General features: G+C 64.9%; 25 protein-coding genes. 9 read left to right on the top strand and 16 right to left on the bottom strand.

All coding sequences use genetic code 11. The features are described 5' to 3' along the window. Nucleotides 1–82 precede the first annotated feature (82 nt). The 6 genes from PWG15_RS16370 to PWG15_RS16345 form a co-directional block, all read right to left on the bottom strand. Nucleotides 83–1,264 (bottom strand): acetyl-CoA C-acyltransferase, encoded by a 1,182-nt coding sequence (locus PWG15_RS16370; RefSeq protein WP_275021584.1) that lies wholly within the window; start codon nucleotides 1,262–1,264, stop codon nucleotides 83–85. A gap of 150 nt (nucleotides 1,265–1,414) precedes the next feature. Next, nucleotides 1,415–2,809, bottom strand: a complete 1,395-nt coding sequence (gene lpdA / locus PWG15_RS16365) for a dihydrolipoyl dehydrogenase (RefSeq protein ID WP_275021583.1) — start codon at nucleotides 2,807–2,809, stop codon at nucleotides 1,415–1,417. A 7-nt stretch (nucleotides 2,810–2,816) separates the two neighbouring features. After that, the gene (locus tag PWG15_RS16360) at nucleotides 2,817–4,100 is read right to left on the bottom strand and encodes a dihydrolipoamide acetyltransferase family protein (RefSeq protein WP_275021582.1); all 1,284 of its coding nucleotides are present in this window, start codon (nucleotides 4,098–4,100) and stop codon (nucleotides 2,817–2,819) included. A 1-nt stretch (nucleotide 4,101) separates the two neighbouring features. After that, nucleotides 4,102–5,115 carry an alpha-ketoacid dehydrogenase subunit beta gene (locus PWG15_RS16355; RefSeq protein WP_275021581.1) on the bottom strand — a complete coding sequence of 338 codons (1,014 nt, stop codon included), beginning with the start codon at nucleotides 5,113–5,115 and terminating at the stop codon, nucleotides 4,102–4,104. 1 nt (nucleotide 5,116) lies between these two features. Further along, a complete protein-coding gene (locus tag PWG15_RS16350; RefSeq protein ID WP_275021580.1) occupies nucleotides 5,117–6,349 on the bottom strand; it encodes a 3-methyl-2-oxobutanoate dehydrogenase (2-methylpropanoyl-transferring) subunit alpha in 1,233 nt (410 codons plus the stop codon). 420 nt (nucleotides 6,350–6,769) lie between these two features. Next, complete coding sequence (locus PWG15_RS16345) at nucleotides 6,770–8,089, bottom strand: NAD(P)/FAD-dependent oxidoreductase (protein ID WP_275021579.1); 1,320 nt, start codon at nucleotides 8,087–8,089, stop codon at nucleotides 6,770–6,772. A 186-nt stretch (nucleotides 8,090–8,275) separates the two neighbouring features. On the opposite strand from PWG15_RS16345, the gene PWG15_RS16340 reads away from it, so the two are divergent. Continuing rightward, a complete protein-coding gene (locus tag PWG15_RS16340; protein WP_275024442.1) occupies nucleotides 8,276–8,686 on the top strand; it encodes a winged helix-turn-helix domain-containing protein in 411 nt (136 codons plus the stop codon). A gap of 31 nt (nucleotides 8,687–8,717) precedes the next feature. Here PWG15_RS16340 and modC read toward each other — a convergent pair whose 3' ends face one another. The 3 genes from modC to modA all read right to left on the bottom strand — a co-directional run bounded on the left by modC (nucleotide 8,718) and on the right by modA (nucleotide 11,449). Continuing rightward, a complete protein-coding gene (gene modC, locus PWG15_RS16335) occupies nucleotides 8,718–9,791 on the bottom strand; it encodes a molybdenum ABC transporter ATP-binding protein (RefSeq protein ID WP_275021578.1) in 1,074 nt (357 codons plus the stop codon). Continuing rightward, entirely contained in the window at nucleotides 9,788–10,489 is a 702-nt protein-coding gene (gene modB, locus PWG15_RS16330) for a molybdate ABC transporter permease subunit (protein ID WP_275021577.1), read from the bottom strand. Before modB ends, modC begins: the two co-directional genes overlap by 4 nt. A gap of 168 nt (nucleotides 10,490–10,657) precedes the next feature. Then, nucleotides 10,658–11,449, bottom strand: a complete 792-nt coding sequence (gene modA / locus PWG15_RS16325) for a molybdate ABC transporter substrate-binding protein (RefSeq protein ID WP_275021576.1) — start codon at nucleotides 11,447–11,449, stop codon at nucleotides 10,658–10,660. Between the two features lie 238 nt (nucleotides 11,450–11,687). Between modA and ung the strand changes: the two genes are divergently transcribed. The 6 genes from ung to PWG15_RS16295 all read left to right on the top strand — a co-directional run bounded on the left by ung (nucleotide 11,688) and on the right by PWG15_RS16295 (nucleotide 16,871). Next, the gene (gene ung / locus PWG15_RS16320) at nucleotides 11,688–12,395 is read left to right on the top strand and encodes a uracil-DNA glycosylase (protein ID WP_275021575.1); all 708 of its coding nucleotides are present in this window, start codon (nucleotides 11,688–11,690) and stop codon (nucleotides 12,393–12,395) included. 95 nt (nucleotides 12,396–12,490) lie between these two features. Then, the gene (gene cobF / locus PWG15_RS16315) at nucleotides 12,491–13,261 is read left to right on the top strand and encodes a precorrin-6A synthase (deacetylating) (RefSeq protein WP_275021574.1); all 771 of its coding nucleotides are present in this window, start codon (nucleotides 12,491–12,493) and stop codon (nucleotides 13,259–13,261) included. A 109-nt stretch (nucleotides 13,262–13,370) separates the two neighbouring features. Beyond that, the gene (cobG, locus tag PWG15_RS16310) at nucleotides 13,371–14,741 is read left to right on the top strand and encodes a precorrin-3B synthase (RefSeq protein ID WP_275024441.1); all 1,371 of its coding nucleotides are present in this window, start codon (nucleotides 13,371–13,373) and stop codon (nucleotides 14,739–14,741) included. Between the two features lie 2 nt (nucleotides 14,742–14,743). Continuing rightward, nucleotides 14,744–15,376, top strand: a complete 633-nt coding sequence (locus PWG15_RS16305) for a precorrin-8X methylmutase (RefSeq protein WP_275021573.1) — start codon at nucleotides 14,744–14,746, stop codon at nucleotides 15,374–15,376. After that, complete coding sequence (locus PWG15_RS16300; protein ID WP_275021571.1) at nucleotides 15,373–16,110, top strand: precorrin-2 C(20)-methyltransferase; 738 nt, start codon at nucleotides 15,373–15,375, stop codon at nucleotides 16,108–16,110. The genes PWG15_RS16305 and PWG15_RS16300 overlap by 4 nt, the downstream gene beginning before the upstream one ends. Beyond that, nucleotides 16,107–16,871: a precorrin-3B C(17)-methyltransferase gene (locus PWG15_RS16295; protein WP_275021570.1), complete on the top strand. Its 765-nt coding sequence runs from the start codon at nucleotides 16,107–16,109 to the stop codon at nucleotides 16,869–16,871. Before PWG15_RS16300 ends, PWG15_RS16295 begins: the two co-directional genes overlap by 4 nt. Here PWG15_RS16295 and PWG15_RS16290 read toward each other — a convergent pair. Then, nucleotides 16,850–17,635 (bottom strand): cobalt-precorrin-6A reductase, encoded by a 786-nt coding sequence (locus PWG15_RS16290; RefSeq protein ID WP_275021569.1) that lies wholly within the window; start codon nucleotides 17,633–17,635, stop codon nucleotides 16,850–16,852. The two genes, PWG15_RS16295 and PWG15_RS16290, sit on opposite strands and share 22 nt — an antisense overlap. Between PWG15_RS16290 and cbiE the strand changes: the two genes are divergently transcribed. Continuing rightward, a complete protein-coding gene (gene cbiE / locus PWG15_RS16285; protein WP_275021568.1) occupies nucleotides 17,604–18,845 on the top strand; it encodes a precorrin-6y C5,15-methyltransferase (decarboxylating) subunit CbiE in 1,242 nt (413 codons plus the stop codon). The two genes, PWG15_RS16290 and cbiE, sit on opposite strands and share 32 nt — an antisense overlap. A 186-nt stretch (nucleotides 18,846–19,031) precedes the next feature. Continuing rightward, the gene (gene cobM / locus PWG15_RS16280) at nucleotides 19,032–19,793 is read left to right on the top strand and encodes a precorrin-4 C(11)-methyltransferase (RefSeq protein ID WP_275021566.1); all 762 of its coding nucleotides are present in this window, start codon (nucleotides 19,032–19,034) and stop codon (nucleotides 19,791–19,793) included. 34 nt (nucleotides 19,794–19,827) lie between these two features. On the opposite strand, the gene mnhG is transcribed toward cobM, so the two are convergent. From mnhG to PWG15_RS16250, 6 genes are read right to left on the bottom strand one after another with little or no spacing between them, the layout of a single operon-like run. Further along, nucleotides 19,828–20,199 (bottom strand): monovalent cation/H(+) antiporter subunit G, encoded by a 372-nt coding sequence (mnhG, locus tag PWG15_RS16275; protein ID WP_275021564.1) that lies wholly within the window; start codon nucleotides 20,197–20,199, stop codon nucleotides 19,828–19,830. Continuing rightward, nucleotides 20,196–20,477: a K+/H+ antiporter subunit F gene (locus PWG15_RS16270; RefSeq protein WP_057254530.1), complete on the bottom strand. Its 282-nt coding sequence runs from the start codon at nucleotides 20,475–20,477 to the stop codon at nucleotides 20,196–20,198. The genes mnhG and PWG15_RS16270 overlap by 4 nt, the downstream gene beginning before the upstream one ends. Further along, the gene (locus PWG15_RS16265) at nucleotides 20,474–20,959 is read right to left on the bottom strand and encodes a Na+/H+ antiporter subunit E (protein ID WP_275021560.1); all 486 of its coding nucleotides are present in this window, start codon (nucleotides 20,957–20,959) and stop codon (nucleotides 20,474–20,476) included. Before PWG15_RS16265 ends, PWG15_RS16270 begins: the two co-directional genes overlap by 4 nt. 6 nt (nucleotides 20,960–20,965) lie before the next feature. Further along, nucleotides 20,966–22,579, bottom strand: a complete 1,614-nt coding sequence (locus tag PWG15_RS16260) for a monovalent cation/H+ antiporter subunit D (protein WP_275021558.1) — start codon at nucleotides 22,577–22,579, stop codon at nucleotides 20,966–20,968. Continuing rightward, on the bottom strand, nucleotides 22,572–22,919 hold the full coding sequence (locus tag PWG15_RS16255; RefSeq protein WP_034787081.1) for a Na+/H+ antiporter subunit C: 348 nt from the start codon (nucleotides 22,917–22,919) through the stop codon (nucleotides 22,572–22,574). The genes PWG15_RS16260 and PWG15_RS16255 overlap by 8 nt, the downstream gene beginning before the upstream one ends. Continuing rightward, nucleotides 22,919–25,825 (bottom strand): monovalent cation/H+ antiporter subunit A, encoded by a 2,907-nt coding sequence (locus PWG15_RS16250; protein ID WP_275021552.1) that lies wholly within the window; start codon nucleotides 25,823–25,825, stop codon nucleotides 22,919–22,921. Before PWG15_RS16250 ends, PWG15_RS16255 begins: the two co-directional genes overlap by 1 nt. Nucleotides 25,826–26,132 lie beyond the last annotated feature (307 nt).

The following is a 26,132-nucleotide window of genomic DNA, read 5'->3' as shown; positions in this document are numbered from 1 at the left end:
GCCGGCTGGACCGGCGGCGCTTTTTTAGTTGGAGCGGAATGCGGGCGGAAACCGCGCACAGTTTTCCTCATCCCGCTCTGAGCTACTGCAACAGTTCCAGCCCGACAGCTGTCGCCTCGCCGCCGCCGATGCAGAGCGAGGCAATACCGCGCTTGACGTTCTTGGCGCGCATGGCATGAAGAAGCGTCACGATGATGCGGGCGCCGGAGGCGCCGATCGGGTGGCCGAGTGCGCAGGCGCCGCCGTTGATGTTGACGATATCGTCGGAAAGCCCCAGATCGCGGATCGCGGCCATCGCCACCACGGCGAAGGCCTCGTTGATCTCGTAGAGGCCGACGCTGCCCTTGTCCCAGGCAAGCTTTGCCATCAGCTTGTCGATCGCGCCGATCGGCGCCGTCGTGAACCAGGCCGGCTCCTGTGCATGGCCGGCATGGCCGGCGACGATCGCAAGCGGCGTCAGCCCGCGCTTTTCCGCTTCGCTCGCCCGCATCAGGATCAGCGCAGCTGCCCCGTCAGATATCGACGACGAATTGGCCGCCGTGACGCTGCCGCCGTCGCGGAAGGCGGGTTTGAGCTTCGGGATCTTTGCCGGATCCGATTTGGTCGGCTGCTCGTCGCGATCGAGATTGGCGGTCTGCCGCTTGCCAGCGCCGCTGACCGCCACCGTTTCCTCGGCAAAGGAACCATCCTCAGCCGCCCGGTTGGCGCGCTCCAGCGAGCGTAGCGCGAAGCCGTCCTGATCGGTGCGCGAGAACTGGTAGTGTTCGGCCGTATCCTCGGCATAGGTGCCCATCAGACGGCCGGAATAGGCGTCTTCAAGACCGTCGAGGAACATGTGGTCCTTGACCTCGCCGTGCCCCAGCCGGAAGCCGCCGCGCGCCTTCGGCAACAAATAGGGGGCGTTGGTCATCGACTCCATGCCGCCGACGGCAAGCACCGACGCGCTGCCCGAAAGCAGCGCATCATGGCCGAGCATCAGCGCCTTCATGCCGGAGCCGCAGACCTTGGAGACGGTCGTCGACGGCGTTTCCTTGCCGAGGCCGGCGCCAAGGGCCGCCTGGCGGGCCGGGTTCTGGCCGACACCGGCCGGCAGCACGTTGCCCATCAGCACCTCGTCGACGGCATCAAGGCCGGCGCGAGCGAGCGCGGCCTTGAGCGCGATGGCGCCGATTTCCGGTGCGGTCAAATCCCTAAGGCTGCCCTGAAAGGCGCCCATCGGCGTGCGGGCCGCCGAAACGATGACGATCGGGTCAGTTTTGCTCATGTCATTCTCCCATACGGCAAGGGTTGGCGCGGGCGGGTACCAGGTGTCTCCTTCTCCCCGCATGTGGGAAGAAGGTGGCCGGCAGGCCGGATGAGGGGCAACCCTCACCGCGCGAATGAGGGGCGCTCGCGCCCGAACCTGCCAGCAGCGTCAGATATGCAGCGCGTGACCCAGCGCCTTCAATGCGGATTCCTGGAAGGCTTCCGATTGCGTCGGGTGCGCATGGATGGTGCCGGCGATGTCTTCGAGGCGGGCGCCCATTTCGATCGCCAGGCTGAAGCTTGCTGACAGTTCCGAGACGCCGTGGCCGACGGCCTGGATGCCGAGCACCAGGTGGTTGTCGGCGCGGGCGACGACGCGGACGAAGCCGTCCTCCGCAAGCGTCGTCATGGCGCGGCCGTTCGCCTGGAAGGGGAACTGGCCGATCTTGATCTCGATGCCGCTGGCGCGCGCCTCGTCGGGCGACAAGCCGGCGGTAACGATTTCCGGGTCGGTGAAACAGACGGCCGGAATGCAGCGCTTGTCCCAGCTGCGCTTGTGGCCGGCGACGATCTCCGCCACCATTTCCCCCTGCGCCATGGCGCGGTGCGCCAGCATCGGTTCGCCGGTGACGTCGCCGATCGCATAGATGCCGCGCATGGAGGTGCGGCACTGGTCGTCAATGCGGATGAAGCGGCCGGTGCGGTCGAGGTCGATTTCTTCCAGGCCGAAGCCCTCAGTCACCGGCTTGCGGCCGACGGTGACCAGCACCTTTTCGGCAGCGACGTCGATGGCGCGGCCATTGTGCTCGGCACTGAGGCTCGCGGTTTCGGCGGAGTAGCTCTTGGCGACTGTCTGGGTGAAGACCTCGATGCCGAGTTCGCCGAGGCGCTTGGCGATGGGTTTCGTCAGATCGGCGTCATAGAGCGGCAGGATGCGAGGCTGCGCTTCGAGCACGGTGACGTGGCTGCCGAGCTTGGCGAAGGCGGTGCCGAGTTCGAGGCCGATATAGCCGCCGCCGATCACAGCGAGGCTCTTCGGAACGCTCTTCAGCGACAGGGCTTCGGTCGAGGAAATGATCGGGCCACCGAACGGCAAGTCCGGCAGTTCGACAGGGGCCGAACCAGTGGCAATGACGATCGCCTCGGCACGGATGCGCTGCAGTCCGGTTTCGGTCTCGACATCGACGGTCTTGCCATCGACGAAGCGGGCGGTACCGATCACGGCCTTGACACCGGCCTTCTTCAGAAGGCCGGTGACACCACCGTTCAGGCGGCCGACGATGCCATCCTTCCAGGCGATGGTACGGGCGAGATCGATCGTCGGGTTGGCGAGCGACAGGCCGAGCGGGCTGCGACCGGATGCGGCCGAACGCAGCTTGTGGAACTCTTCGGCCGCGTGGATCAAGGCCTTGGAGGGAATGCAGCCGACGTTGAGGCAGGTGCCGCCCGCCTTTGCCTTTTCGACGATCACCGTGTCGAGGCCGAGCTGACCGGCGCGGATCGCGCAGATGTAGCCGCCGGGGCCGGCGCCAATGACGAGCAACTTGCAGGAGATTTCCTTCATGATCGCCTCAGGCCTCCACGAAAATAAGCGCCGGCGTTTCGAGCAGGGTCTTCAGCCGTTGTACGAAGACGGCCGCATCCCAGCCGTCGACGACGCGGTGATCGAAGCTCGAAGACAGGTTCATGATCTTGCGCGGCACGAACTGCGTTCCATCCCAGACCGGACGGATGGCGAGCTTGTTGACGCCGACGATCGCGACCTCCGGATGGTTGATGACCGGCGTCGAAACGATGCCGCCAAGCGCGCCGAGCGAGGAGATGGTGATGGTCGAGCCCGTCAACTCGTCACGGGTCGCCGTGCCGGTGCGGGCAGCGTCCGCCAGGCGGTTGAGTTCGTTGGCGCAATCCCAGATGCCGCGCGCCTCGGCATGGCGGACGACCGGAACGGTAAGGCCCGCCGGGGTCTGCGTGGCGATGCCGATATGGACCGCATGATGGCGGTGAATGATGCCGGGGCCGTCATCGAAGATCGCGTTGACGGCTGGCTGCTCGGCAATGGTGCGCACCAGCGCCCGCATCAGATAGGGCAGGATCGTCAGCTTCGGCTGATCCGGCTTGCGGTCGCGATTCATGGTGGCGCGCAGCTCTTCCACCGCAGTCATGTCGACCTCTTCCACATAGGTGATGTGGGGAATGCGCGACGTGGAGAGCGACATCTTTTCCGCGATTCGGCGACGAAGGCCGGTCACCTTGATCTCGTCGACGGCGGTCTTGCGCTGCAGGCCGGCCGGCGCCAGTACCGGCTGGGCGCCGCGGGCGATGAACTGGTCGAGGTCGTCATGGGTGATGCGGCCGGCCGGACCCGTTCCGGTCACCTGGCGCAGATCGACGCCGCTTTCCTTCGCGCGCAGCCGCACGGCGGGTGAGGCCAGCGCCTTTTCCAGCCGTTCGCCCGGCTGGTGCACGCCGTTCACCGCGGGTGCCTTGACCTCGACCTTGGCGGGCTGAGCGGGCTTGGCGACAGGGGCGGGCGTTTCGGCCTTCACGGCGGGCTTTTCTTCCACCTTGGCCGCGGGCTTTTCGTCGATGACCGGGGCAGGTTCGCCTTCGCCTGATATTTCGATGCGCACCAGCGGCGCCTTCACCGCAACCGTGTCACCCACTTCGGCGCCGAGCCAGAGCACGGTGCCGGTGACGGGCGAGGGGATTTCGACGGTCGCCTTGTCGGTCATGACGGCGGCAAGCACCATGTCCTCGCGCACGGGATCGCCGGGCTTCACGTGCCATTCGACCAGTTCGGCCTCGGCCACGCCTTCGCCGACATCGGGCATCTTGATTACGAATTCGCCCATCTCAGGCCTCCATCACTTCGACGAGCGCGCGTCCGACGCGCGCGGGGCCGGGGAAATAGTCCCATTCCTGGGCGTGCGGATAGGGTGTGTCCCAGCCGGCGACGCGCACGACGGGCGCTTCGAGATGGTAGAAACAATGCTCCTGCACCAGGGCTGCGACTTCGCCACCGAAGCCGGACGTCAGCGTCGCTTCGTGTACGACGACGCAGCGGCCGGTCTTTTCGACCGACTTGACGATCGTGTCGAGGTCGAGCGGCAAGAGGCTCCGCAGATCGATCACCTCGGCATCGATGCCGGTTTCCTCGGCCGCTGCGAGCGCCACGTGCACCATGGTGCCGTAGGCGACAACGGTGACGGCGGAGCCCTGGCGGCGCACCTCAGCCTTGCCGATCGGGACCGTGTAGTGGCCTTCCGGCACTTCACCGAGATCGTGCTTCGACCAGGGGATGACCGGGCGATCGTGATGGCCGTCGAAGGGGCCGTTATAGAGCCGCTTCGGCTCCAGGAACATCACCGGATCGGGATCCTCGATCGAAGCGATCAGCAGGCCCTTGGCGTCATAGGGGTTGGAGGGGACGACGACTTTCAGGCCGCAGACATGGGTGAAAAGCGCTTCCGGGCTCTGGCTGTGGGTCTGGCCACCGAAGATGCCGCCGCCGGTCGGCATGCGCAGCACGATGGGGCAGGTGAAATCGCCATTGGAGCGGTAGCGGATGCGGGCCGCTTCCTGGGTGATCTGGTCGTAGGCCGGGTACATGTAGTCGGCGAACTGGATCTCGACGCAGGGCTTCAGGCCGTAGGCCGCCATGCCGATCGCCGTGCCGACGATGCCGCTTTCGCTGATCGGCGCGTCGAAACAGCGGGTCTTGCCGTATTTCGCCTGGAGGCCCTGCGTGCAGCGGAAAACGCCGCCGAAATAGCCGACGTCCTCGCCGAAGACGACGACATTGTCGTCGCGCTCCATGGAGACGTCCATGGCGCTGCGCACGGCTTCGATCATTGTCATTCTGGCCATATCAGTATCCTGCCTTCTGCCGCTGGCGGCGAATGTGCGGCGGCATCTCGGCATAGACGCCTTCGAAGATATCGCGCACCGAGGGCTTGCCGCCGGCATGTAGCGTGCCGTGGCCCTCGGCCTGTTTCTGCGCCTGGATCACTTCGTCGGTGATTTCGGCTTCGGCCTGGGCGTGGCGCTCTTCCGACCAGGCACCGCGCAGAATGAGGTGCTTCTTCAGCCGCAGGACCGGATCGCCGAGCGGCCAGGCTTCCGATTCGGTCTTCGGGCGGTAGGCGCTCGGGTCGTCCGAGGTCGAATGCGCGCCAACGCGGTAGGTGACGTATTCGATCAGCGTCGGGCCGAGATTGCGCCTTGCGCGCTCCGCCGCCCATTTGGCAACGGCGTAGACGGCGAGATAGTCGTTGCCGTCGACGCGCAACGCCGGAATGCCGAAGCCGAGGCCGCGGGCGGCAAAGGTGCCGGAGCCGCCGCGGGCGATGCCCTGGAAGGTCGAGATCGCCCACTGATTGTTGACGATGTTGAGGATGACTGGCGCCTTGTAGGTGGAGGCAAAGACCAGCGCCGAGTGGAAATCCGATTCCGCCGTCGAGCCGTCGCCGATCCAGGCGGCGGCGATCTTGGTGTCTCGCTTGATGGCCGATGCCATCGCCCAGCCGACCGCCTGCACATATTGGGTGGCGAGGTTGCCGGAGATGGTGAAGAAGCCATGCTCCTTGGAGGAGTACATGATCGGCAGCTGGCGGCCGCGCAAGGGATCGCTCTCGTTCGAGAAGATCTGGTTCATCATCTCGACCATCGGGTAGCCGTCGGCGATGAGCAGGCCCGCCTGACGATAGGTCGGGAAGTTCATATCGCCCTTGACCAGCGCCTTGCGGAAGGCACAGCTGACGGCTTCTTCGCCCAGATGCTGCATGTAGAACGAGGTCTTGCCCTGGCGCTGTGCCATGACCATGCGCGCATCAAAGGCCCGCAGTGTCATCATGTGCTTCAGACCGGCCAGAAGCTCGTCGTCCGACAGCAGGCCGGCCCAGGGGCCGACGGCCTCGCCGTCGCGGTTCAGGACACGGATGATCGAATAGGCGAGGTCGCGGATCTCTTCGGACGCGACGTCCACCTCCGGGCGCGGAACGGAACCCGCCTTCGGGATCTTGACGGTGGAGAAATCCGGCTGGCCACCAGGCCGAACCGCCGGTTCGGGGACATGCAGGCTAAGTCGATCAAGATCGCTCATGCGGTTTCCGGCCTCCTCCGGAGTGCGCAGCGCACCAAATCAAGATCGGTTCCAGTTGAACCGCTCTTCATTTCTGTTCTCACGCATTTCCGGACGCAAAACCGCTGCGCATTTTTGCTGGAAATGCTCTAAATCGGGAAAACGATCGGACTGACATTGACGAAAGACGCACGCTTTGACCCCACAAGGCTCCTCTGCCTGAGGTCTGCGTACACTCCTCCCAACCCCCGCTCTCCCGACGGGAATGCTCACAGACTGCCACGAGTTCCGGGGCTTATGAAGGTCTTTCAGCGTCTCCGGGCAGGGGCAGGCAAAGAAAGATAGAATCCTGCCGGCAATGCGCCCAAGCGTTGTGTCGCGCATGGTTTCGCCGGTCGCTGCTTGTAATTTTCTTTCGTGAGCGTTTCGCCGGGACGACGATCAGACCGGTGGCGCGAGCGTGATCGGCGTGCCGTCGAGGAAGCGGGAGAGACGAAAAGGCATGGGATCGACGATCGGTTTTGCGCCGGCGACGAGATCGGCGACGAGATGCCCCGCGCCGGGGCCGATGCCAAAGCCGTGGCCGGAAAATCCCGTCGCGATGACGAGCCCCGAAACGCCCTCGACCGCCGAAATCACCGGTACAGCGTCGGGCGTGACGTCGATCAGGCCGGCCCAGATCTGCTGCACTTTGGCCTCGCGCAGGAACGGGAGGGCCTTTGCCGCGGCGTCGAGAGCATGAAGAGCGCGGCGGGAATCCGGGTTGGGATCGAGCACTCGGTGGCGTTCGAAGGCACCGGGCCGGTCGAGTGGCACGGCGCCGATTTCGAACAGTTCGTTCCAGCTTTGGGCACTAAGGCCGACCTGCACAGCCTCGCCCTCCGCCTTCCGCGCCGCCTGGAAATTGCGGAAGAAGGCGAAACTGTCGGGTACGATCGCATGCAGATTGGCAGCACCATCGGCAATCGTATAGCCGCCGTCGAGCCGCTTGCGGTAGGCGTAGGTTGCTGTCGCCCCGGCCCCTTCGGGGCCACCGGAAACCGGACCCGTTCTCAAAACCGTGTTGCGGACTTTCAGTTGGGGCAGCCGGATGCCGAGGCCCTTGAGGAAGAGCCTGGACCAGGCACCACCGGCAACGACAACCGTCGACGTCTGGATGCGGCCCTTCTCGGTCACGACAGCGGAGATCCGCCCGCCTGTCCGCTCGACGCCGCGTACTGCGCAGCCGGTCAGGATGCGTGCTCCGGCGCGGCGGGCGCCGGCGACGATCGCAGGCACGGCCTTCTGTGGTTCGGCTCTGCCGTCGCTCGGGGTGAAAAGTGCGCCTTCGTAGCGAAGGGCGGCCTCGGCGGTCGCGTCGCTGCCAATCTGGCGAGTGTCTACGCCATAGGGTTTCGCCATGGCGAGCCAGGCATCGCGATTGGCGACGTCGCGCTCGTTCTCGGAGATGTAGAGGATGCCGCTGCGGCTAAAGCCGGTTTCGCCACCGATGCGGGCATCGAGCGTATCCCAGATCTTCAGCGCCTCGATTGCCAGCGGAATCTCGCGCTCGTCGCGGCCCATGACGCGGACCCAGCCCCAGTTGCGGCTCGATTGCTCCGCACCCGGCGTACCCTTTTCGCAGAGCACGACATCGACACCGCGCTCGGCGAGGAAGAGGGCGGTGCTGACGCCGATGATGCCGCCACCGACGATGACGACGTCGGCCTTGGCGGGCAGGGCGGAATCGGTGGCGATGGCATCAAGCGTGGGACCGGGCATGGGGAGGGTACTTTCGGGCAGGGACCTGTCGTGGTCATCGGTGCACGCCGCCGCCGCGAGATCAAGACCTGCTATCTGGCCATTGCTCGAAAGCTGGGCTTGCCGGCTCACTTTGTTGGGAAAGCTGGTTCGCCTGTCCACCGGGTGCACTTCCGGTTTGCTCGGCGAGCTTCTATGCTCGCCGGCATGAGTGACAACCGCCCCGATCTTCGCCCCGTCCTGCGCATCGATTTTCCGCCCGCCGATCGACTCGGCCGCGGCAAGATTCTGCTGCTCGAACTGATCCGCGAGACGGGCTCCATTTCGGCAGCCGGCCGGGCGATGGACATGTCCTATCGGCGCGCCTGGTTGTTGGTCGATGCCTTGAACCGGATGTTCAGCGCGCCTTCGGTTGAATCCCAGCGCGGCGGCAAGCAGGGTGGCGGAGCCCTGGTGACCCCGTTCGGCGAAGAGCTGATCCGGCGCTACCGCGAGATGGAGGAGAAGGCGCAGGCGGCGATCGGCGAGGATCTTGCGTGGCTCGAATCCGTTCGCGGTAGCGATGCATCGTCCGATACCGGCGAGGCCGTTTCCAAAAAGGCCCAGGGCGCCGGGTGAAATCCCTTGAGACGCGCGAGCGCACGGCGTTCTAGTGATCGATCGCGACCGATTTGATGATCGCGTAGACCGTCTTGCCGGGAGCAAGCTGCAGCGCGTCGCGGGAAAAGCGGGTGATGCGGGCGGCAATCGTCGCATCGCCGCAACTCACCCGGACGTCGACGCTGCCGTCTTCCTCCGTCGCGATCGCAAGGATGCGCCCTTCGAGCACGTTGAGCGCGCTGATCTCCACCGGTCTTGATGTCGCCAGCATGACGTCGCGTGCGGCGATGTGCAGGCGAAGCCTGCTGCCGGGTGTCGCGCTGACGCTTGCAATGCGCAGCCGCTCCCGACCGACCCGGACGGTCGTCAATTCGTGGAACTGATCGGTTCTCTCGACTTCGCCCTCCAGCAGGACGCCGGCCTCGCGCCGGCCGGTGGCGAGCATCGCGGCGGGGGCGCTCAACACTTCGGCGGCCGCACCCGATGCGGTAACCCGGCCGTCTTCGAGCACCACGACGCGGCGTGCCAGTCGAGCGACCTCGCCGACCGAATGGCTGACATAGACGATGGGAATGCCGGCATCGTCGCGCAGCCGTTCGAGATAGGGCAAGATTTCGGCCTTGCGGGCCTCGTCGAGTGCTGCGAGCGGCTCGTCCATCAGCAGCAGGCGGGGTGCTGCGAGCAGCGCGCGGCCGATCGCAACGCGCTGCCGCTCGCCGCCGGAAAGGGCTGAAGGATTGCGCTCGAGCAGGTGGCCGATGCCGAGCATCTCGACGATACGCGCGTCGCCGCCGCCGGCACCGCTCTTGCCGGCAAACCAGCGGCCATAGGCAAGGTTGCGCCGCACGCTCAAGTGCGGGAACAGCCGCGCCTCCTGGAAGACGTAGCCGAAGCGGCGACGATGCACCGGCGTGAAGATCCGGCGCTCGCTGTCGGCGATGATATCGCCGTCAAGCAGGACCCGGCCGCTCTCCGGCTTCAGGAGGCCGGCGATGATGTTGATCAAGGAGGTCTTGCCGGAGCCGGAGCGACCGAACAAGGCCGTCACGCCGCCGTCGGAGGTGAACGCGGCGTCGAGCGAGAAATTGCCGAGCTGGTGGCGGGCTTCGACGGTGAGGCTCATTGGGCCGCCACCCGGCGCGCGGCGAAGGTCGCCAGCAGTTCGGAAAAGATCAGCGCGGCCATGGAAATGACGACCGAGATGATCGTCAGCCGCATCGCGCCGGCGTCCCCGCCCGGCACCTGGGTGAAGGTGTAGATGGCGGCGGAAAGTGTCTGCGTCTCGCCGGGAATGTTGGAGACGAAGGTGATCGTCGCGCCGAACTCGCCCATCGCCTTGGCAAAGGCGATGATCATGCCGGCGATGATGCCGGGAATGATCAGCGGCAGGGTGACGGTGGCAAAGACCCAGAGCGGGCTTGCCCCGAGCGTGGTGGCGGCGTCTTCCAGCTTGCGGTCGACCGCTTCGATCGACAGGCGGATGCTGCGCACCATCAGCGGGAAGGCCATGACGGCGCAGGCTAGCGCTGCACCTGTCCAGCGGAAGGAAAAGACCAGGCCGAAATAGTCGGCGAAAAAGGCGCCGAGGGGCCCGCGGCGGCCAAAGAGCAGCAGCAGCAGGAAGCCGGTGACGACGGGCGGTAGGATCAACGGCAGGTGAACGAGGCCATTGAGCAGCGTCTTGCCCCAGAAGCGCCCGCGGGCAAGCAGCATGGCGACGGCAAGGGCAAAGGGCAGGCTGCAGATCATCGCGACGGTTGCAACGCGCAGGCTCAGCAGGATCGCCGTCCATTCCGCATCGCTCACTGCAAGCCAGTCCAACGGATATCGCTCCCGATCTGAGGCGGACGAAAGCTGTGGCTGCCTGCGCCCTCCGGTGCCCCTGACAAATGACCGCGTCGCCCGCGTTTGGGCGCGGGGGACGCGGCCATGACGATAGATGCTTCGCCGTCCTCTGGACAGGTTGCACCCGACGTTATTTGAAACCCGTTACTTCAGGACCGTGAAGCCCTGCTTTTCGAAGAGCGCTGCAGCCTTCGCCGACTTGACGAAGTCGACATAGGCCGCGGCATCCGGGCTCTTGCTTTCGGCCGTGATCGCGATCGGGTAGATGATCGGTGGATGGCTGTCTTCCGGGAAGGTGCCGACGACCTTGACGCCTGGATCGGCGGCGGCGTCGGTCTGGTAGACGATGCCGTAGGGTGCTTCGCCGCGCGAAACGAGCAGCAGGGCAGCGCGTACGCTCTCCGCGCCGGCGACCTTGGGCTCTACGGCCTTCCAGGCACCGAGCTTTTCAAGTGCGGCCTTGCCGTATTTGCCGGCCGGAACGGAATCGACCGCACCCATGGCGAGGCGACCATCGCCGAGGACGGCCGCGAGGTCGAACCCCTGCTTGATGTCGACGACCGCGGCATCAGCCTTGCCGGAAACGAGCACGATGCGGTTGCCGAGCAGGTTCGAACGCGTGTCGTCCTTGATCAGCTTCTTTTCGGCTAGATAGTCCATCCAGGCGAGGTCGGCAGAGATGAAGACATCGGCAGGCGCCCCCTGTTCCACCTGCTTGGCGAGCGCGGAACTTGCCGCATAGGAAACGGTGGTTTCCTTGCCGCTTTCCTTCTGCCACTCGGCATTGATCGCATCGAGTGCGTTCTTGAGGCTTGCGGCCGCAAACACGGTTACCTTTTCTTCGGCCTGCGCCGACGCCGGCATGACGGTGCTGCCGGCCCATGCGAGCCCGAGCGCCAACACCAGGCCCTTCAGCCAGTCTCTTCTCTTGATCATCGATTTCCTCCAACTAAGCGTGATATCTCTTAGGATACAACGTTATCGAATCCTGATTACCGTTGTATCCATTGAAATACAATGCTCTTGCGGGCCGCTAGTGCCGCGCACGGTCGGTCGTGCGGTGTCTCGGACAAAAGCCGTGCACCACCTGGTGGCTGGCGGCGATTGGGCTTGCGGTGGCGGCCGGTCGGCCTAAATTGCTGGCCTCGAAGGAAAGAGATGGACCGGAGGTGCAATGGAAACGGCGGTGAAGCTCGAAGAGAGCTGGAAGGCAGCGCTGGCGCCGGAGTTTGCGAGCGCCTACATGGCCGATCTCAAGCAGTTCCTCGTTGCCCAAAGGAATGAAGGCCGGCAGATCTTTCCGCGCGGACCGGAATATTTCCGCGCGCTGGACCTGACGCCGCTCGACAAGGTGCGCGTCGTCATTCTCGGCCAGGATCCGTATCACGGCGACGGTCAGGCGCATGGGCTCTGCTTCAGCGTGCGCCCGGGCGTGCGTACACCGCCGTCGCTCGTCAACATCTACAAGGAACTGAACAGCGATCTCGGCATTCCGCCGGCGCGGCACGGGTTCCTCGAAAGCTGGGCGAAGCAGGGCGTGTTGCTCTTAAACAGCGTGCTGACGGTCGAGCGCGGCAACGCGGCCTCGCATCAGGGGCGCGGTTGGGAGAAGTTCACCGACGCGATCATCCGCGCCGTCAACGAGGCCGATCATCCCGTCGTCTTCATGCTCTGGGGTTCCTATGCGCAGAAGAAGGCGTCCTTCGTCGATCGCTCGCGCCATCTGGTGCTGCGTGCTCCGCACCCGTCGCCATTGTCGGCCCATTCCGGCTTTCTCGGCTGCCGGCATTTCTCGCAGGCCAACGCCTTCCTGGAATCCAAGGGTTTTGATCCGATCGACTGGCGGCTGCCTGAAAATCCGGCGGTCGCCGAAATGAACTGAGGTCGGCGTTGGCGTTTCCGCTGTCGCGGTAAGGTCTTGCGCCGGTGACGGCGATCCGCCAAAGACACCGAGAGAAGGCAGGCGGAGGCGAGGGAATGCGCAAAATTCTGGTCATCGGCATCGGTTCGGGCAATCCTGAGCATATGACCGTGCAGGCGATCAACGCGCTCAACCGGGCCGATGTTCTGTTCATCCCGACCAAGGGAGCGAAGAAGACCGAGCTTGCCGAAGTGCGCCGCGAGATCTGCGCCCGCTACGTGACGCGCAGCGACAGCCGCACCGTGGAATTCGCCGTGCCGGTGCGCCGCACCGAGGGCGTCAGCTACGACGGCAGCGTCGATGACTGGCATGCCCGGATTGCTGCGATCTACGAAGAGCTTCTGTCGAAGGAGTTGGGCGAGGAGGGCATCGGCGCGTTTCTCGTCTGGGGCGATCCGATGCTCTACGACAGTACCATCCGCATCATCGAGCGTGTGAAGGCGCGCGGGCACGTCGCCTTCGACTATGACGTGCTGCCGGGGATCACCAGCCTGCAGGCGCTCTGCGCCAGCCACCGGATTCCGTTGAACCTCGTCGGCAAGCCGGTGGAGATCACCACTGGTCGCCGGCTGCACGAGAGCTTTCCTGAAAGAAGCCAGACCTCTGTCGTCATGCTCGACGGCGAGCAGGCATTTCAGCGGATCGACGATCCGGATGCGGAGATCTATTGGGGCGCCTATCTCGGCACGCCGGACGAGATCGTCATCTCCGGCCGCCTTGCAGAGGTGAAGGATCGGATCCTCGAAACGCGGGCTGCGGCGCGCGAGAAGATGGGCTGGATCATGGATATCTACCTGCTGCGCAAGGGTGCCGACTTCGAGGAATGACGGGCGGGCAGATCCGCGTCGTGTTTGATCTCACTCAAGGTTTATGGCTGTGTTATAGCGTCTTTGGAGGCGTCTTCAGGGAGGAGAGCCTCAAGCGATGACGGATTTGATGACCACCTGCGCCCTTCCATCGACCGGAGAAGCCGATGCCAGCGTCGCGATGCGGCGCGGCGCCTGTCCGTCGCTGGCAGCGCCGATGCAGACCGGCGACGGGTTGCTGGTGCGGCTGAAGCCAGGCGACGACAGCCTGACCATTCCGAAAATTATCGCGCTTGCGGCAGCTGCCGAACGCTTCGGCAACGGCATCATCGAGATCACCGCGCGCGGAAACCTGCAGCTTCGTGGTTTGAGCCCGGCGACCGTGCCTGATCTGGCGCAGGCGATCGGTGATGCCGAAATCACGATTGCCGAGGGCCTTGCGATCGAGGTGCCGCCTTTGGCCGGGATCGATCCGGCTGAAATCGTCGATCCCCGTCCGATCGCGATGGGGCTGCGGGAAGCCTTGCAAGGACACCAGCCGCCCCTGAAGCTCGCACCGAAACTCTCCGTCGTCATCGACGGCAGCGGCCGCTTCGAGCTCGATGGCGTTGTTGCCGATGTCCGTTTGAAAGCACTTTCGACGCCGGTTGGTGTCGCTTGGCTGCTGTCGCTTGGCGGGACGGCCGCCCGTGGCGCCGTTGTCGGAATATTTGCCGGCGACGAGGTGGTGTCGGCATTGGTCGCCATTCTGGAAAAACTCGCGGCCCTTGGTGCTGCGGCTCGCGGGCGCGACCTGGACCCGGTCGAGATCCGAGAATTCTGTCGCTGTGAACCGGTCGGCGAGCGTTTGGCAGCTCCCACCGCCCCGCTCGCAATACCCGGCATTCATGCATTGGATGACGCTGGCGTCGTTCTCGGCCTCGGGCTCGCCTTCGCTCAAGTGGAAGCCTCTGTGCTGACCTCCTTCCTCCAACAGGCCCAAGATCTCGGCGCCAATGCGATCCGGCTCGCGCCGGGGCATGCCTTTTTCGTGCTCGGTCTCACGCGCGAAGCGGCTGCCGTCGCGCAGAGCCTCGCCTCTGCGCATGGTTTTCGCCTGACTGAAGGCGACCCGCGCAATGCGATCGCCACCTGCGCCGGCAGCAAGGGCTGCGCGTCAGCTTGGATGGAGACCAAGGGCATGGCGCAGCGCCTCGTCGAGATGGCGCCCGAGCTGCTCGACGGTTCGCTTACCGTGCATCTCTCGGGTTGCGCCAAGGGCTGTGCCCGGCCGAGGCCGAGCGAACTGACGCTGGTCGGTGCGCCTTCAGGATACGGCCTTGTCGTAAATGGGGCTGCCAATGGCTTGCCAAGCGCCTACACCGATGAGAATGGAATGGAATCCGCGCTCGCCCGGCTCGGCCGGCTGGTGCGGCAAAACAAAGACGCTGGCGAATCGGCGCAGTCCTGTCTTACACGGCTCGGAGCTGCGCGCGTCTCGGCAGCGTTCGAACAGGGATAGACATGCCTGAGTATGATTACATTCGCGATGGCAACGCCATCTACGAGCGTTCCTTCGCCATCATTCGCGCCGAGGCCGATCTCTCGGGATTTTCCGATGAAGAAGCGGATGTGGCCGTGCGCATGGTGCATGCCTGCGGCTCGGTCGAGGCGGCCAGGCAGTTCGTCTTCTCTCCCGATTTCGTCACCTCCGCCCGCGCGGCACTGAAGGCTGGCGCGCCGATCCTCTGCGACGCCGAGATGGTCGTGCACGGGGTTACCCGCGCGCGCCTGCCTGCCGGCAACGAGGTGATCTGCACGCTGCGCGATCCGCGCACGCCTGAGATTGCTGCCGAGATCGGCAATACCCGTTCTGCCGCCGCGCTGAAACTCTGGAGTGAGCGCATGGCCGGGTCGGTGGTCGCGATCGGCAACGCGCCGACGGCGCTGTTCTTCCTGCTCGAAATGCTGCGCGACGGCGCGCCGAAGCCCGCGGCGATCCTCGGCATGCCCGTCGGTTTTGTCGGTGCAGCGGAATCGAAGGATGCGCTCGCCGAAAACTCATACGGAGTTCCCTTCGCGATCGTCCGCGGCCGCCTCGGCGGCAGCGCCATGACCGCAGCGGCGCTCAATTCGCTCGCGAGACCGGGCCTGTGAGCGCGGCTTGCGTTGGGCGCCTGATCGGCGTTGGAACCGGACCGGGCGACCCGGAGCTCCTGACTGTCAAGGCGGTGAAGGCGCTCGGCGAAGCCGATGTGCTTGCCTATTTCGCCAAGGCCGGGCGCAGCGGCAATGGCCGCGCCGTGGTCGAAGGCCTGTTGAAGCCGGATATGGTTGAGCTGCCGCTCTACTATCCAGTGACGACCGAGATCGACAAGGACGATGGCGCGTACAAGAGCCAGATCACCGATTTCTACAACGTGTCCGCCGAAGCCGTGGCGGCGCATCTTCTGGCCGGCCGCACGGTGGCGGTGCTCAGCGAAGGCGATCCTTTGTTTTATGGCTCCTACATGCACCTGCATGTGCGGCTCGCCAACCGCTTCCCGGTCGAGGTGATCCCCGGCATTACCGCGATGTCCGGCTGCTGGTCGCTTGCCGGCCTGCCGCTGGTGCAGGGCGATGACGTGCTTTCCGTGCTTCCGGGCACGATGGCTGAGGCCGAACTCGGCCGGCGGCTCAAGGATACGGAAGCCGCGGTCATCATGAAGGTTGGGCGCAACCTGCCGAAGATCCGGCGGGCGCTTGCTGCCTCCGGCCGTCTCGGCCAGGCGGTTTATGTCGAACGCGGTACGATGAAGAACGCGGCGATGACGGCGCTTGCTGAAAAGGCCGACGACGACGCGCCCTATTTCTCGCTGGTGCTCGTGCCCGGCTGGAAGGACAGGCCATGACCGGCACGCTCTATGTGGTCGGGACCGGCCCGGGCAGCCCGAAGCAGATGACGCCAGAAACGGCGGAAGCCGTCGCGGAGGCTGAAGAGTTCTACGGCTACTTCCCCTATCTCGACCGGCTGAACCTGCGCCCCGACCAGCTGCGCGTCGCCTCCGACAATCGCGAGGAACTTGATCGTGCGCAAGTCGCGCTGACGCGGGCTGCGGCCGGTGCCAAGGTCTGCATGGTCTCCGGCGGTGATCCCGGAGTCTTTGCCATGGCAGCCGCCGTCTGCGAGGCGATCGACAAGGGGCCTGCGGAATGGAAATCGGTCGAGCTGGTGATCACGCCGGGAGTGACCGCGATGCTCGCCGTTGCTGCCCGTATCGGTGCGCCGCTCGGTCACGATTTTTGTGCGATGTCGCTCTCCGACAATCTGAAGCCCTGGGAGGTCATCGTCAGGCGCCTCCGACTGGCGGCGGAAGCGGGGCTGGTCATTGCGCTCTACAACCCGATCAGCAAGGCGCGCCCGTGGCAACTCGGCGAGGCCTTCGAGATCCTGCGTGGCGTTCTGCCGGCAACGGTGCCGGTCATCTTCGGTCGGGCCGCCGGGCGGCCGGACGAGCGCATTGCCGTGATGCCGCTTGGCGAAGCAGATGCCAACCGCGCCGACATGGCGACCTGCGTCATCATCGGTTCGCCGGAAACACGCATCGTCGAGCGTGATGGTCAGCCGGATCTCGTCTACACGCCGCGCTTCTATGCGGGAGCGAGCCAGTGAGCGATGCGGTCGAGCGCCTCGTCGCAACTGCCTGCCGTCGGCACGTCCGCGGGCTTGCGCCGCTCGATCATGATCACCTCGATGCCCAGCCGCCGCGCTGCGGCGATCTTGCCATAGGTGGCGCTGCCGCCGCTGTTCTTGGCAACGATCACGTCGATCTTCCGGCTCGTGAGCAGTTCGGCTTCGTCGGTTTCCTTGAAGGGGCCGGTCGCCAAAATCGCCTCCTGGTCGGGCAGATTGAGCGGCGGCGTCACCGGATCGACGCTGCGGATGACATAGCTGTGCTGTGGCGCCACCTCGAAGTGGAAAGCTTCCTGCCGGCCGATGGCAAGGAAGACGCGGCGACGGCGATCACCGAGCGCGCTCACCGCTTCGACAACGCTGTCGACGGGGGTCCAGCGGTCGTCGGGGAGCGGCAGCCATTCCGGTCGGCGAAGCGCAAGCAACGGAATTCCGGCTCTTTGCGCCGCTGCCTCGGCATTGTGCGATATGCGCGCCGCAAAGGGATGCGTGGCGTCGACCAGCAACGCAATGTTCTCGTCGCGCAGGAAATGCGCCAGCCCATCGGCGCCGCCGAAACCGCCAATGCGGGTCCTGACCGGCTGCGGTCGCGGGTCGGCTGTGCGGCCGGCGAGCGAGATTGCGGTGTCGTAGCGGACGTCTTCGGCCAACCGGCGCGCGAGCTCGCGCGCCTCGGTGGTGCCGCCCAAAATCAGAATGCGAGGTTTTTCCATGGCTGACGTGTCGAACAGCGAACCCGCCATCGTCTCCCCCTGGCTGACCGTTATCGGTATCGGTGAGGATGGTGTAGCGGGTCTCGGCGACGAGGCCAAGCGACTGATTGCCGAGGCGCCTGTCGTCTATGGCGGCCATCGCCATCTGGAACTGGCTGCGCCGCTCATCAAGGGTGAGGCCCACAATTGGCAGAGCCCGCTGGAACGCTCTGTCGTCGAGATTGTCGCGCGTCGCGGCACGCCCGTGGTGGTGCTTGCTTCGGGCGACCCGTTCTTCTTCGGCGTCGGCGTGACGCTGGCACGCCGGATCGCCTCTGCCGAAATCCGCACGCTTCCCGCGCCGTCGTCGATCAGCCTTGCCGCCTCGCGCCTCGGCTGGGCGCTGCAGGATGCGACGCTCGTTTCCGTGCATGGGCGTCCGCTCGATCTGGTGCGACCGCATTTGCATCCGGGCGCGCGTGTTCTGACGCTGACGTCCGACGGAGCAGGCCCACGGGATCTTGCCGAGCTTCTGGTCTCTAGCGGCTTCGGTCAGTCGCGGCTGACGGTGCTGGAAGCGCTTGGCGGTGCCGGCGAGCGGGTGACGACGCAGATCGCGTCGCGCTTCATGCTTGGCCTCGTGCATCCGCTCAATGTCTGCGCCATCGAGGTGACGGCCGATGAGGGTGCCCGCATCCTGCCACTTGCGGCCGGCCGCGACGACGCGCTGTTCGAGCATGACGGGCAGATCACCAAGCGGGAAGTGCGGGCGCTGACGCTGTCAGCACTTGCGCCGCGCAAGGGCGAATTGCTCTGGGATATCGGCGGTGGTTCCGGCTCGATCGGCATCGAATGGATGCTGGCCGACCCGACCATGCAGGCGATCTCCATCGAGGTGTCGCCGGAGCGTGCGGCTCGCATCGGCCACAACGCGACGATGTTCGGCGTGCCGGGACTGACGGTGGTCGAAGGCGAGGCGCCGGCGGCGCTTGCCGGCCTGCCGCAACCGGACGCGATCTTCATCGGTGGTGGCGGCAGCGAAGCGGGCGTGATGGATACAGCGATCGAGGCGCTCAGGCCGGGTGGACGGCTGGTTGCCAATGCGGTGACGACAGACATGGAAGCGGTGTTGCTTGATCATCACGCGCGGCTTGGCGGCTCGCTGATCCGCGTCGATATCGCCAGAGCCGGCCCGGTCGGCGCGATGACGGGCTGGCGGCCGGCCATGCCGGTAACGCAGTGGTCGTGGACGAAGACCTAAAGCAAGACCAGCAAAAGTGCGAAGCGGTTTTGCGTTCGGGATTGCGTAAGAACAAGAGAGCAAGACCAGCAAAAGTGCGAAGCGGTTTGACGCCCGAGATTGCGTGTGAAGACAAGAGCAGCACCAGCGGAAGCGTGAAGCAGTTTGCGTCGGCAACGGCGCCAGAACGAAAAGTGAGAGCAGCAAATGACCGTACATTTCATCGGCGCCGGCCCGGGGGCTGCGGACCTCATCACGGTGCGCGGCCGCGACCTGATCGGGCGTTGCCCGGTCTGCCTCTATGCCGGCTCGATCGTTTCGCCCGAACTGCTGCAATATTGTCCGCCGGGCGCCCGCATCGTCGATACCGCGCCGATGTCGCTCGACGAGATCGAGGCCGAATATGTGAAGGCGGCGAACGAGGGGCTGGACGTGGCGCGGCTTCATTCCGGCGATCTCTCGGTCTGGAGTGCCGTCGCCGAACAGATCCGCCGGCTCGAAAAGCACGGTATCGCCTATACGATGACGCCGGGTGTTCCGTCCTTTGCCGCCGCTGCCTCAGCGCTCGGACGCGAGCTGACCATTCCTGCCGTGGCACAAAGCCTGGTGCTGACCCGCGTTTCGGGCCGCGCCTCGCCGATGCCGAATAGCGAAACGCTCGCCGCCTTTGGCGCCACCGGCGCGACGCTGGCGATCCATCTTGCCATCCATGCGCTGTCGCAGGTGGTCGAGGAATTGACGCCGCTCTACGGTGCCAATTGCCCCGTTGCCATCGTCGTCAAGGCGTCTTGGCCGGACGAGCGGGTGGTGCGCGGCACGCTCGGTGACATCGCCGCCAAGGTGGCGGAAGAGCCGATCGAACGCACGGCGCTGATCTTCGTCGGTCCGGGGCTCGAAGCCTCCGATTTCCGTGAAAGCTCGCTCTATGACCCTGCCTATCAGCGGCGGTTCAGAGGGCGCGGCGAGTAGGCCGCGGCCATCTGAGGCTATGGGTGCTTGAAACCTATTCCGCGGGCTCATCCCGTGGCGGCCGCTGCTTGAGCGGAACGCCACTCTTTTCTGCCACGCGATCGCGATAGAGTGCCGCCTGTCCGAGCAGCATCAGCGTCACCGGTGTGGTGACGACGACGAAGACGATGATCAGGATCTCGTGGAAGACCCAGCGGTTCTGCAACACGGCAAAGCAGATGATCGAGGCGGTGCAGATCATCAGAACGCCGCCGCTCGTTGCCAGTGTCGGCGAATGGAGACGTTCGTAGAAGTTCGAGAAGCGCAACAGGCCGATCGAGCCGACCAAGGCGACTGCGGCGCCGAGAAGCGTCAGTCCGCAGACGAGGACCGCCGCCCAAAGAGGAAGATCGGTGAGGTGGCTCATTCGATGATCTCCCCGCGCATCAGGAACTTGCCGAAGGCGATCGACGAAACGAAGCCGATCAGCGCTACGATCAGCGCCGATTCGAAGTAGATCGAGTTGGCGGTGCGGATGCCGAAAGTGAGCAGCATCAGCATGGCGTTGATGTAGAGCGTGTCGAGGCCGAGGATGCGGTCCTGGGCACGCGGGCCTCTTACCATCCGGTAGAAGGCGAAGGCCATCGCCAGGCCGAGCATGATCTGGGCAATCAGGATCGACCAGATGATCGTGAGTTCCATCATCCGAATATCTCCTTCAAGGCGGCCTCGTAACGCTTGACCGTATCGATCCAGACGCGCTCGTTCTCCATGTCGAGCACGTGGAAGAGCAGGGATTTGCGCAGGCGATCGTATTCGAGCCAGGCCGTTCCCGGCGTCGCGGTCATGACACAGGCAAGCAGCGCCAGGGCGTTTTCATCGTCAAGATCGAGATCGACAGTGAGGAAGCCTGAGTTCGGCGGCCGGCGTCGACCACGCAGGATGACCGCGGCAACCGCGATATTGGAGCGGATCACGTCGAGCGCAACGGAAAAGCCGAGGCGCAACATCAACAGGACCCGGCGCGGATGGGAGCGGACCGGGCTGAGCTTCAGCGTCACCCAGCCGAGACCGGTCGCCAGGATCGTGCCCATGACGAGCGTGCCGGGCGCGATCGATTGGTTGAGCAACACCCAGATGAGCAGCAAGGCAATCGAGAGCAGCGGATAGGGGAACCAGGTGCGCATCGTTGACTAGCCTCCCGCCCGGGGTGCCGTGAGCACGCGTTCTGCGTAGCCCGCAGGATCGAACAGCGAATCCGCCGTCTGCTGCATGTAGCGCATCGTCGGACCGGCCTGCACGCTGAGGAATATGCAGGTGGCGAGCAGCACGACGACGGGTGTGATCTCGATGACCACCACCCGTGGCACGGTATTTTCGATCGACGCCCAGAAGGTGCGGATGCCGACGCGGTTCATGGCGATCATCGCGGCCAGACCGGAGACGATCAGCAACGTGACATAGGTCCAGTCGGCTGCGGAAATCGCCGGGGCGGCTTCCGTCCCCGACAGGCCGAAGAGGCCGCCGAGGATCGCGAATTTGGCAACGAAACCGGAGAGCGGCGGCAGGCCGGCGAGCAGCAGGGCACACAGGCAGAAGCAGAGGCCGAGGATCGCCATGGTGCCGGGGATCGCGGCGCCGACTTCCTCTTCCTCCTCGTCCTCATCGGCATCGCCATAGGCTTCCATCGTCACCGCCAGAACGTCGGCGCCGGCGTCACGACCACGCTCGACCAGCTCGATCAGCAGGAAGAAGGCGGCGATCGTCAGGGTCGAGCTGACGAGATAGAACAGCGCACCGGCGATCATGCCGGGGTGGCCGAGGCCGATTGCGGCGAGCAGGGTGCCGGAGGAGACCAGCACCGAATAGGCGGCAAGCCGGCCCATGGCCTGCGATGCGAGCACGCCGATCGCGCCGAAGGCGATCGTCAACAGGCCGCCGGCAAGAAGGATCGGCTGGCCGAAACCTGCAGACGCGCCGGCGCTCGCGCCGAAGACCAGCAGCGAAAGCCTGAGGATGACGTAGATGCCGACCTTGGTCAGGATCGCGAAGACGGCGGCGACCGGCGGTGTCGCGGCCGAATAGGCGGTAGGCAGCCAGAAGCTCAAAGGCCACATGCCGGCCTTCACCAGGAAGGCGACCCCGAGCACGCCCGCTCCGACCTCGACCATCTGGCGGTCGTCCGGCGAGAGCGCGGCCAGCTTCATCGAAAGATCGGCCATGTTCAGCGTTCCGGTCGCGCCATAGATCAGGCTTACGCCGATCAGGAAGAGCGACGAGGCGGCGAGGTTGATCGCCACGTATTGCAGGCCCGCCTTGACGCGCATTGGTCCTGATCCATGCAGGAGCAGGCCGTAGGATGCCGCCAGCATCATTTCGAAGAAGACGAAGAGGTTGAAGAGGTCGCCGGTGAGGAACGAACCGTTGAGGCCGGCGATCAGCAGTTGGAACAGTGAATGGAAATGATGGCCTGACGTGTGCCAGCGCGCGATCGAATAGGCCTGTGCGGCAAGCGCCAATCCGCTCGTCAGGCACAGCATCAGCGCCGAAAGACGGTCGAGCACCAGGACGATGCCGAAGGGCGCGGGCCAATTGCCGAGCTGATAGACGCCGTTGCCGGTGGGCGCCCCGTCCATCGAGGCGAAGCGCATCAGCACCATCGAGAGCACGAAGAGCGCGAGCGTCGAGACGAAGCCCATTACACCCTTTGCCATGCGGTTGCGCTCGTCGATCGGGATCATCGCCGCGCCGACCATTAGCGGCAGAAGGATCGGCAAGATCAGCAGGTGATGCATCCAGTTAGTCATGGCGCTGCTCCCGGCCGTCGACGTGGTCCGTGCCGGTGAAGCCGCGCGAGGCCAGCAGCACGACGAGGAAGAGCGCGGTCATGGCGAAGCCGATGACGATCGCTGTCAGGACGAGCGCCTGAGGCACCGGGTCGGTGAAGCGGCTGAGATCGCCGACGCCACCGGGTTCCAGCACCGGCGGCGCATTCACGCGAAGGCGCCCCATGCCGAAGATGAAGAGGTTGACCGCATAGGAGAGCAGCGAGAGGCCGATGATCACCTGATAGGTTCGCGGGCGCAGCAGCAGGTAGACGCCGGATGCGGTCAGAACGCCGATCGCGGCAGAAAGAATGATCTCCATTAGCGGGCCTCCTTTCCGCTCCGCATGGCGCGGGCATGGGCGCGCGGCGCGCGGATCGACTGGTGGGCGAGCGCGATGAGGATCAGCACCGTTGCGCCGAGCACCAGCGAGAACACGCCGAGATCGAAGAACAGCGCACTCGCCAGCGGGAACTTCCCGACGATCGGCAGCGTCACGTATTGCGCATGCGAGGTGAGGAACGGATAGCCGAAGAGCCAGGAGCCGATGCCGGTGGTCGCGGCGACCAGCAGCCCGATGCTCATCCAGCGCAGCGGATGGATGCGCAGCCGCTCTTCGACCCAGCGGGTACCGCCGGACATGTATTGCAGGATGAAGCCGATTGACATGGCGATGCCGGCGGCAAAGCCGCCACCCGGCAGGTCATGGCCACGCAGGAACAGATAGGCGGCGAGCATGCCGATAACCGGGAACATCCAGCGCATGATGACTGATGGCACGAACAGATACTCGGCGACGCTGTCGCCCTTGCTGCGATCCGGGTGATCGTCGTCGAAGGCGTTCTGGACGCGCTGCTGCTCCGGGGCCTCCAGGCTGTCGGCCTGCGGGCGGAAACGCAGGAGCAGGGCGAAGACCGTCAGCGCCACGATCGCCAGAACGGCGATTTCGCCGAGCGTGTCGAAGCCGCGGAAGTCGACGAGGATGACGTTGACGACGTTGGTGCCGCCGCCTTCCTTGTAGGCACGCTCCAGGAAGTAACTCGCGATCGTTTCCGGCATCGGTCGGGTCATCATCGTATAGGCAATCAGCGCCACGCCACCACCGGCGACGACCGCCAGCAGGAAGTCGCGCAGGCGGCGGAAGCGGACCCTCAGCGAAAGCAGTTCCGATTCCTGCGTGTCCTCGATGCGCTTCGGCAACCAGCGAAGGCCAAGCAGGATGAGGACCGTCGTGACGATTTCGACGAGGAGCTGGGTCACGGCCAGATCCGGTGCCGAAAGCCAGACGAAGGTCAGGCAAGTGGTGAGACCGGCGCCGCCAAGCAGCACGAGTGCGGCCAGCCGATGGAATTTCGCAAGGATCGCCGCACCGATGGCGCAGGCGATGCCGACCGCCCAGAGCAGCGCGAAGGCGGGATCGATGCTGCGAACGAGAAGCGGTGGCAGCTCGTAGTGGCTCAGAAGCAGCGGTAGCGCGCCGGCGGAAACGGCGATGAAGACGAGGAAGCGCATCTGCGGCTGTAGCCGCCGGGTGCCGAGCCGTTGTTCGAGTGAACGCGCCCATTTCCAGGAGAGCGTCACCAGCACGCGCTCGAAAATGCGCTGGCCGTGCAGCAGGCGGAAGATCGGCGGCCCTTCGATGCTGGTGGCAAGGTAGTTGCGCATCAGGAAATAGAGACCGACACCGCCTGCCAGCGCGACGAAGCTCATGATCAGCGGCAGGTTCCAGCCATGCCAGACGGACAGGCTGTAGTAGGGCGTGCTGGCCCCGAGAATCGATACGACCGCCGTGTGCAGGAACGGACCGATGGTAATCGCCGGGATAATGCCGACGACCAGGCAGGCGAGCACGAGGAACTCGATCGGCACGCGCATCCAGCGCGGCGGCTCGTGCGGCACCTTCGGCAGATCCTCGGGCGTCTTGCCGAAGAAGACGCTATGGATGAAGCGCAGCGAATAGGTGACCGCGAACATGCCGGCGAGCGTCGCGACATAGGGCGTCATCGTGTCGAGGACGTTGGCCTGGTGCGTTTCGATCGCCTCGGCGAAGAACATTTCCTTCGAGATGAAACCGTTCAGAAGCGGAACACCAGCCATGGCCGCGCTCGCGACCATGGCGAGCACCGCCGTTCCAGGCATATAGCGGATCAGCCCGCCGAGCTTGCGCATGTCACGCGTGCCGGTCTCGTGGTCGATGATACCCGCCGCCATGAACAGCGACGCCTTGAAGGTGGCGTGATTGACGATGTGGAAGATCGCGGCGACCGCAGCAAGCGGGCTTCCAAGGCTCAGGAGCACCGTGATCAGGCCGAGATGGCTGATGGTGGAATAGGCCAGCAGGCCTTTGAGGTCCTGCTGGAAGATGGCGAAATAGGCGCCGAGCAGCAGGGTGGAAAGCCCGGCAAGACCGACGATCCAGAACCAGGCCTCGGTGCCGGCCATGACCGGCCAGAGACGCACGAGCAGGAAGACGCCCGCCTTCACCATGGTTGCGGAGTGCAGGTAGGCGGAGACCGGAGTGGGCGCTGCCATGGCCTGCGGCAGCCAGAAGTGGAACGGGAACTGCGCGCTCTTGGTCAACGCGCCGAGCAGGACCAGGATCAGGACCGGCAAATAGAGCGGCGAGTTGCGGATCAGATCGCCCGACGCGAGCACGACGTCGAGGTCGTAGCTGCCGACGATGCGGCCCATCAGCAGCAGCCCGACGAGCATGCAGAGGCCGCCGGTGCCGGTGACTGTCAACGCCATGCGGGCGCCGTCACGGGCATGGGCATTGTGGTGCCAGTAGCCGATCAGGAGGAACGAAACGATGCTCGTCAGTTCCCAGAAGACGGCAAGCAGGATGAGATTGCCTGATAGCACGACGCCGAGCATCGAGCCCATGAAGGCGAGAAACAGTGCCAGGAAGCGCGGTACCGGGTCTTCCGCGGCCATGTAATAGCGGGCGTAAAGGACGACGAGTACGCCGATCGCCGTCACCAGCACCGTGAAGAGCCAGGCGAAACCGTCCATACGAAGGGTGAAATTGAGGCCGAGTTCCGGGAGCCAGGCGATGTCGTAGCGCAGCACGCCGCCCGAAGTGACGAAGGGATAGAGGCTGGCGGCGACGAGGAAACACAGAAGCGCGATCGCTCCCGCGAACCAGGCTGTCGCACCGCGTTGATCGGGCGGAAAGAAGATTGCAAGGAGGCTTCCCGCAAATGGGGCGAGAATGAAGACAGAAAGCAATTTTCCCGCGTATTCGATCGTACCGTTCCCTTCGTTCGGGTTTCATGGAGAGCGGGCACCAGAGCGCCGTGCTTTCAAAAGATTGCACAAGGGACGCACCAGGATGTTGAATCTAGAGCATCTTTTCCGCTTCAGTGGGTTGCACTTGAAGCGGGACGCCCTAGAGGCCCGAAAGGGCGGTCGCATCAGCGACTGCCGCAGGTGATGCTGCCGATCCCAAGATCGTGGAGGCAGGCAATTGTTTTTATGGCGATTCGCGACAAAGCTGCCAAGCCTTACCGGTGCGAAAAATGCACGCACCGTGTTT

It is taken from the genome of Ensifer adhaerens, from assembly GCF_028993555.1.
GTDB classification, from domain to species: Bacteria; Pseudomonadota; Alphaproteobacteria; order Rhizobiales; family Rhizobiaceae; genus Ensifer; species Ensifer adhaerens_I.
This window is presented reverse-complemented; position numbering and strand designations above follow the sequence as displayed.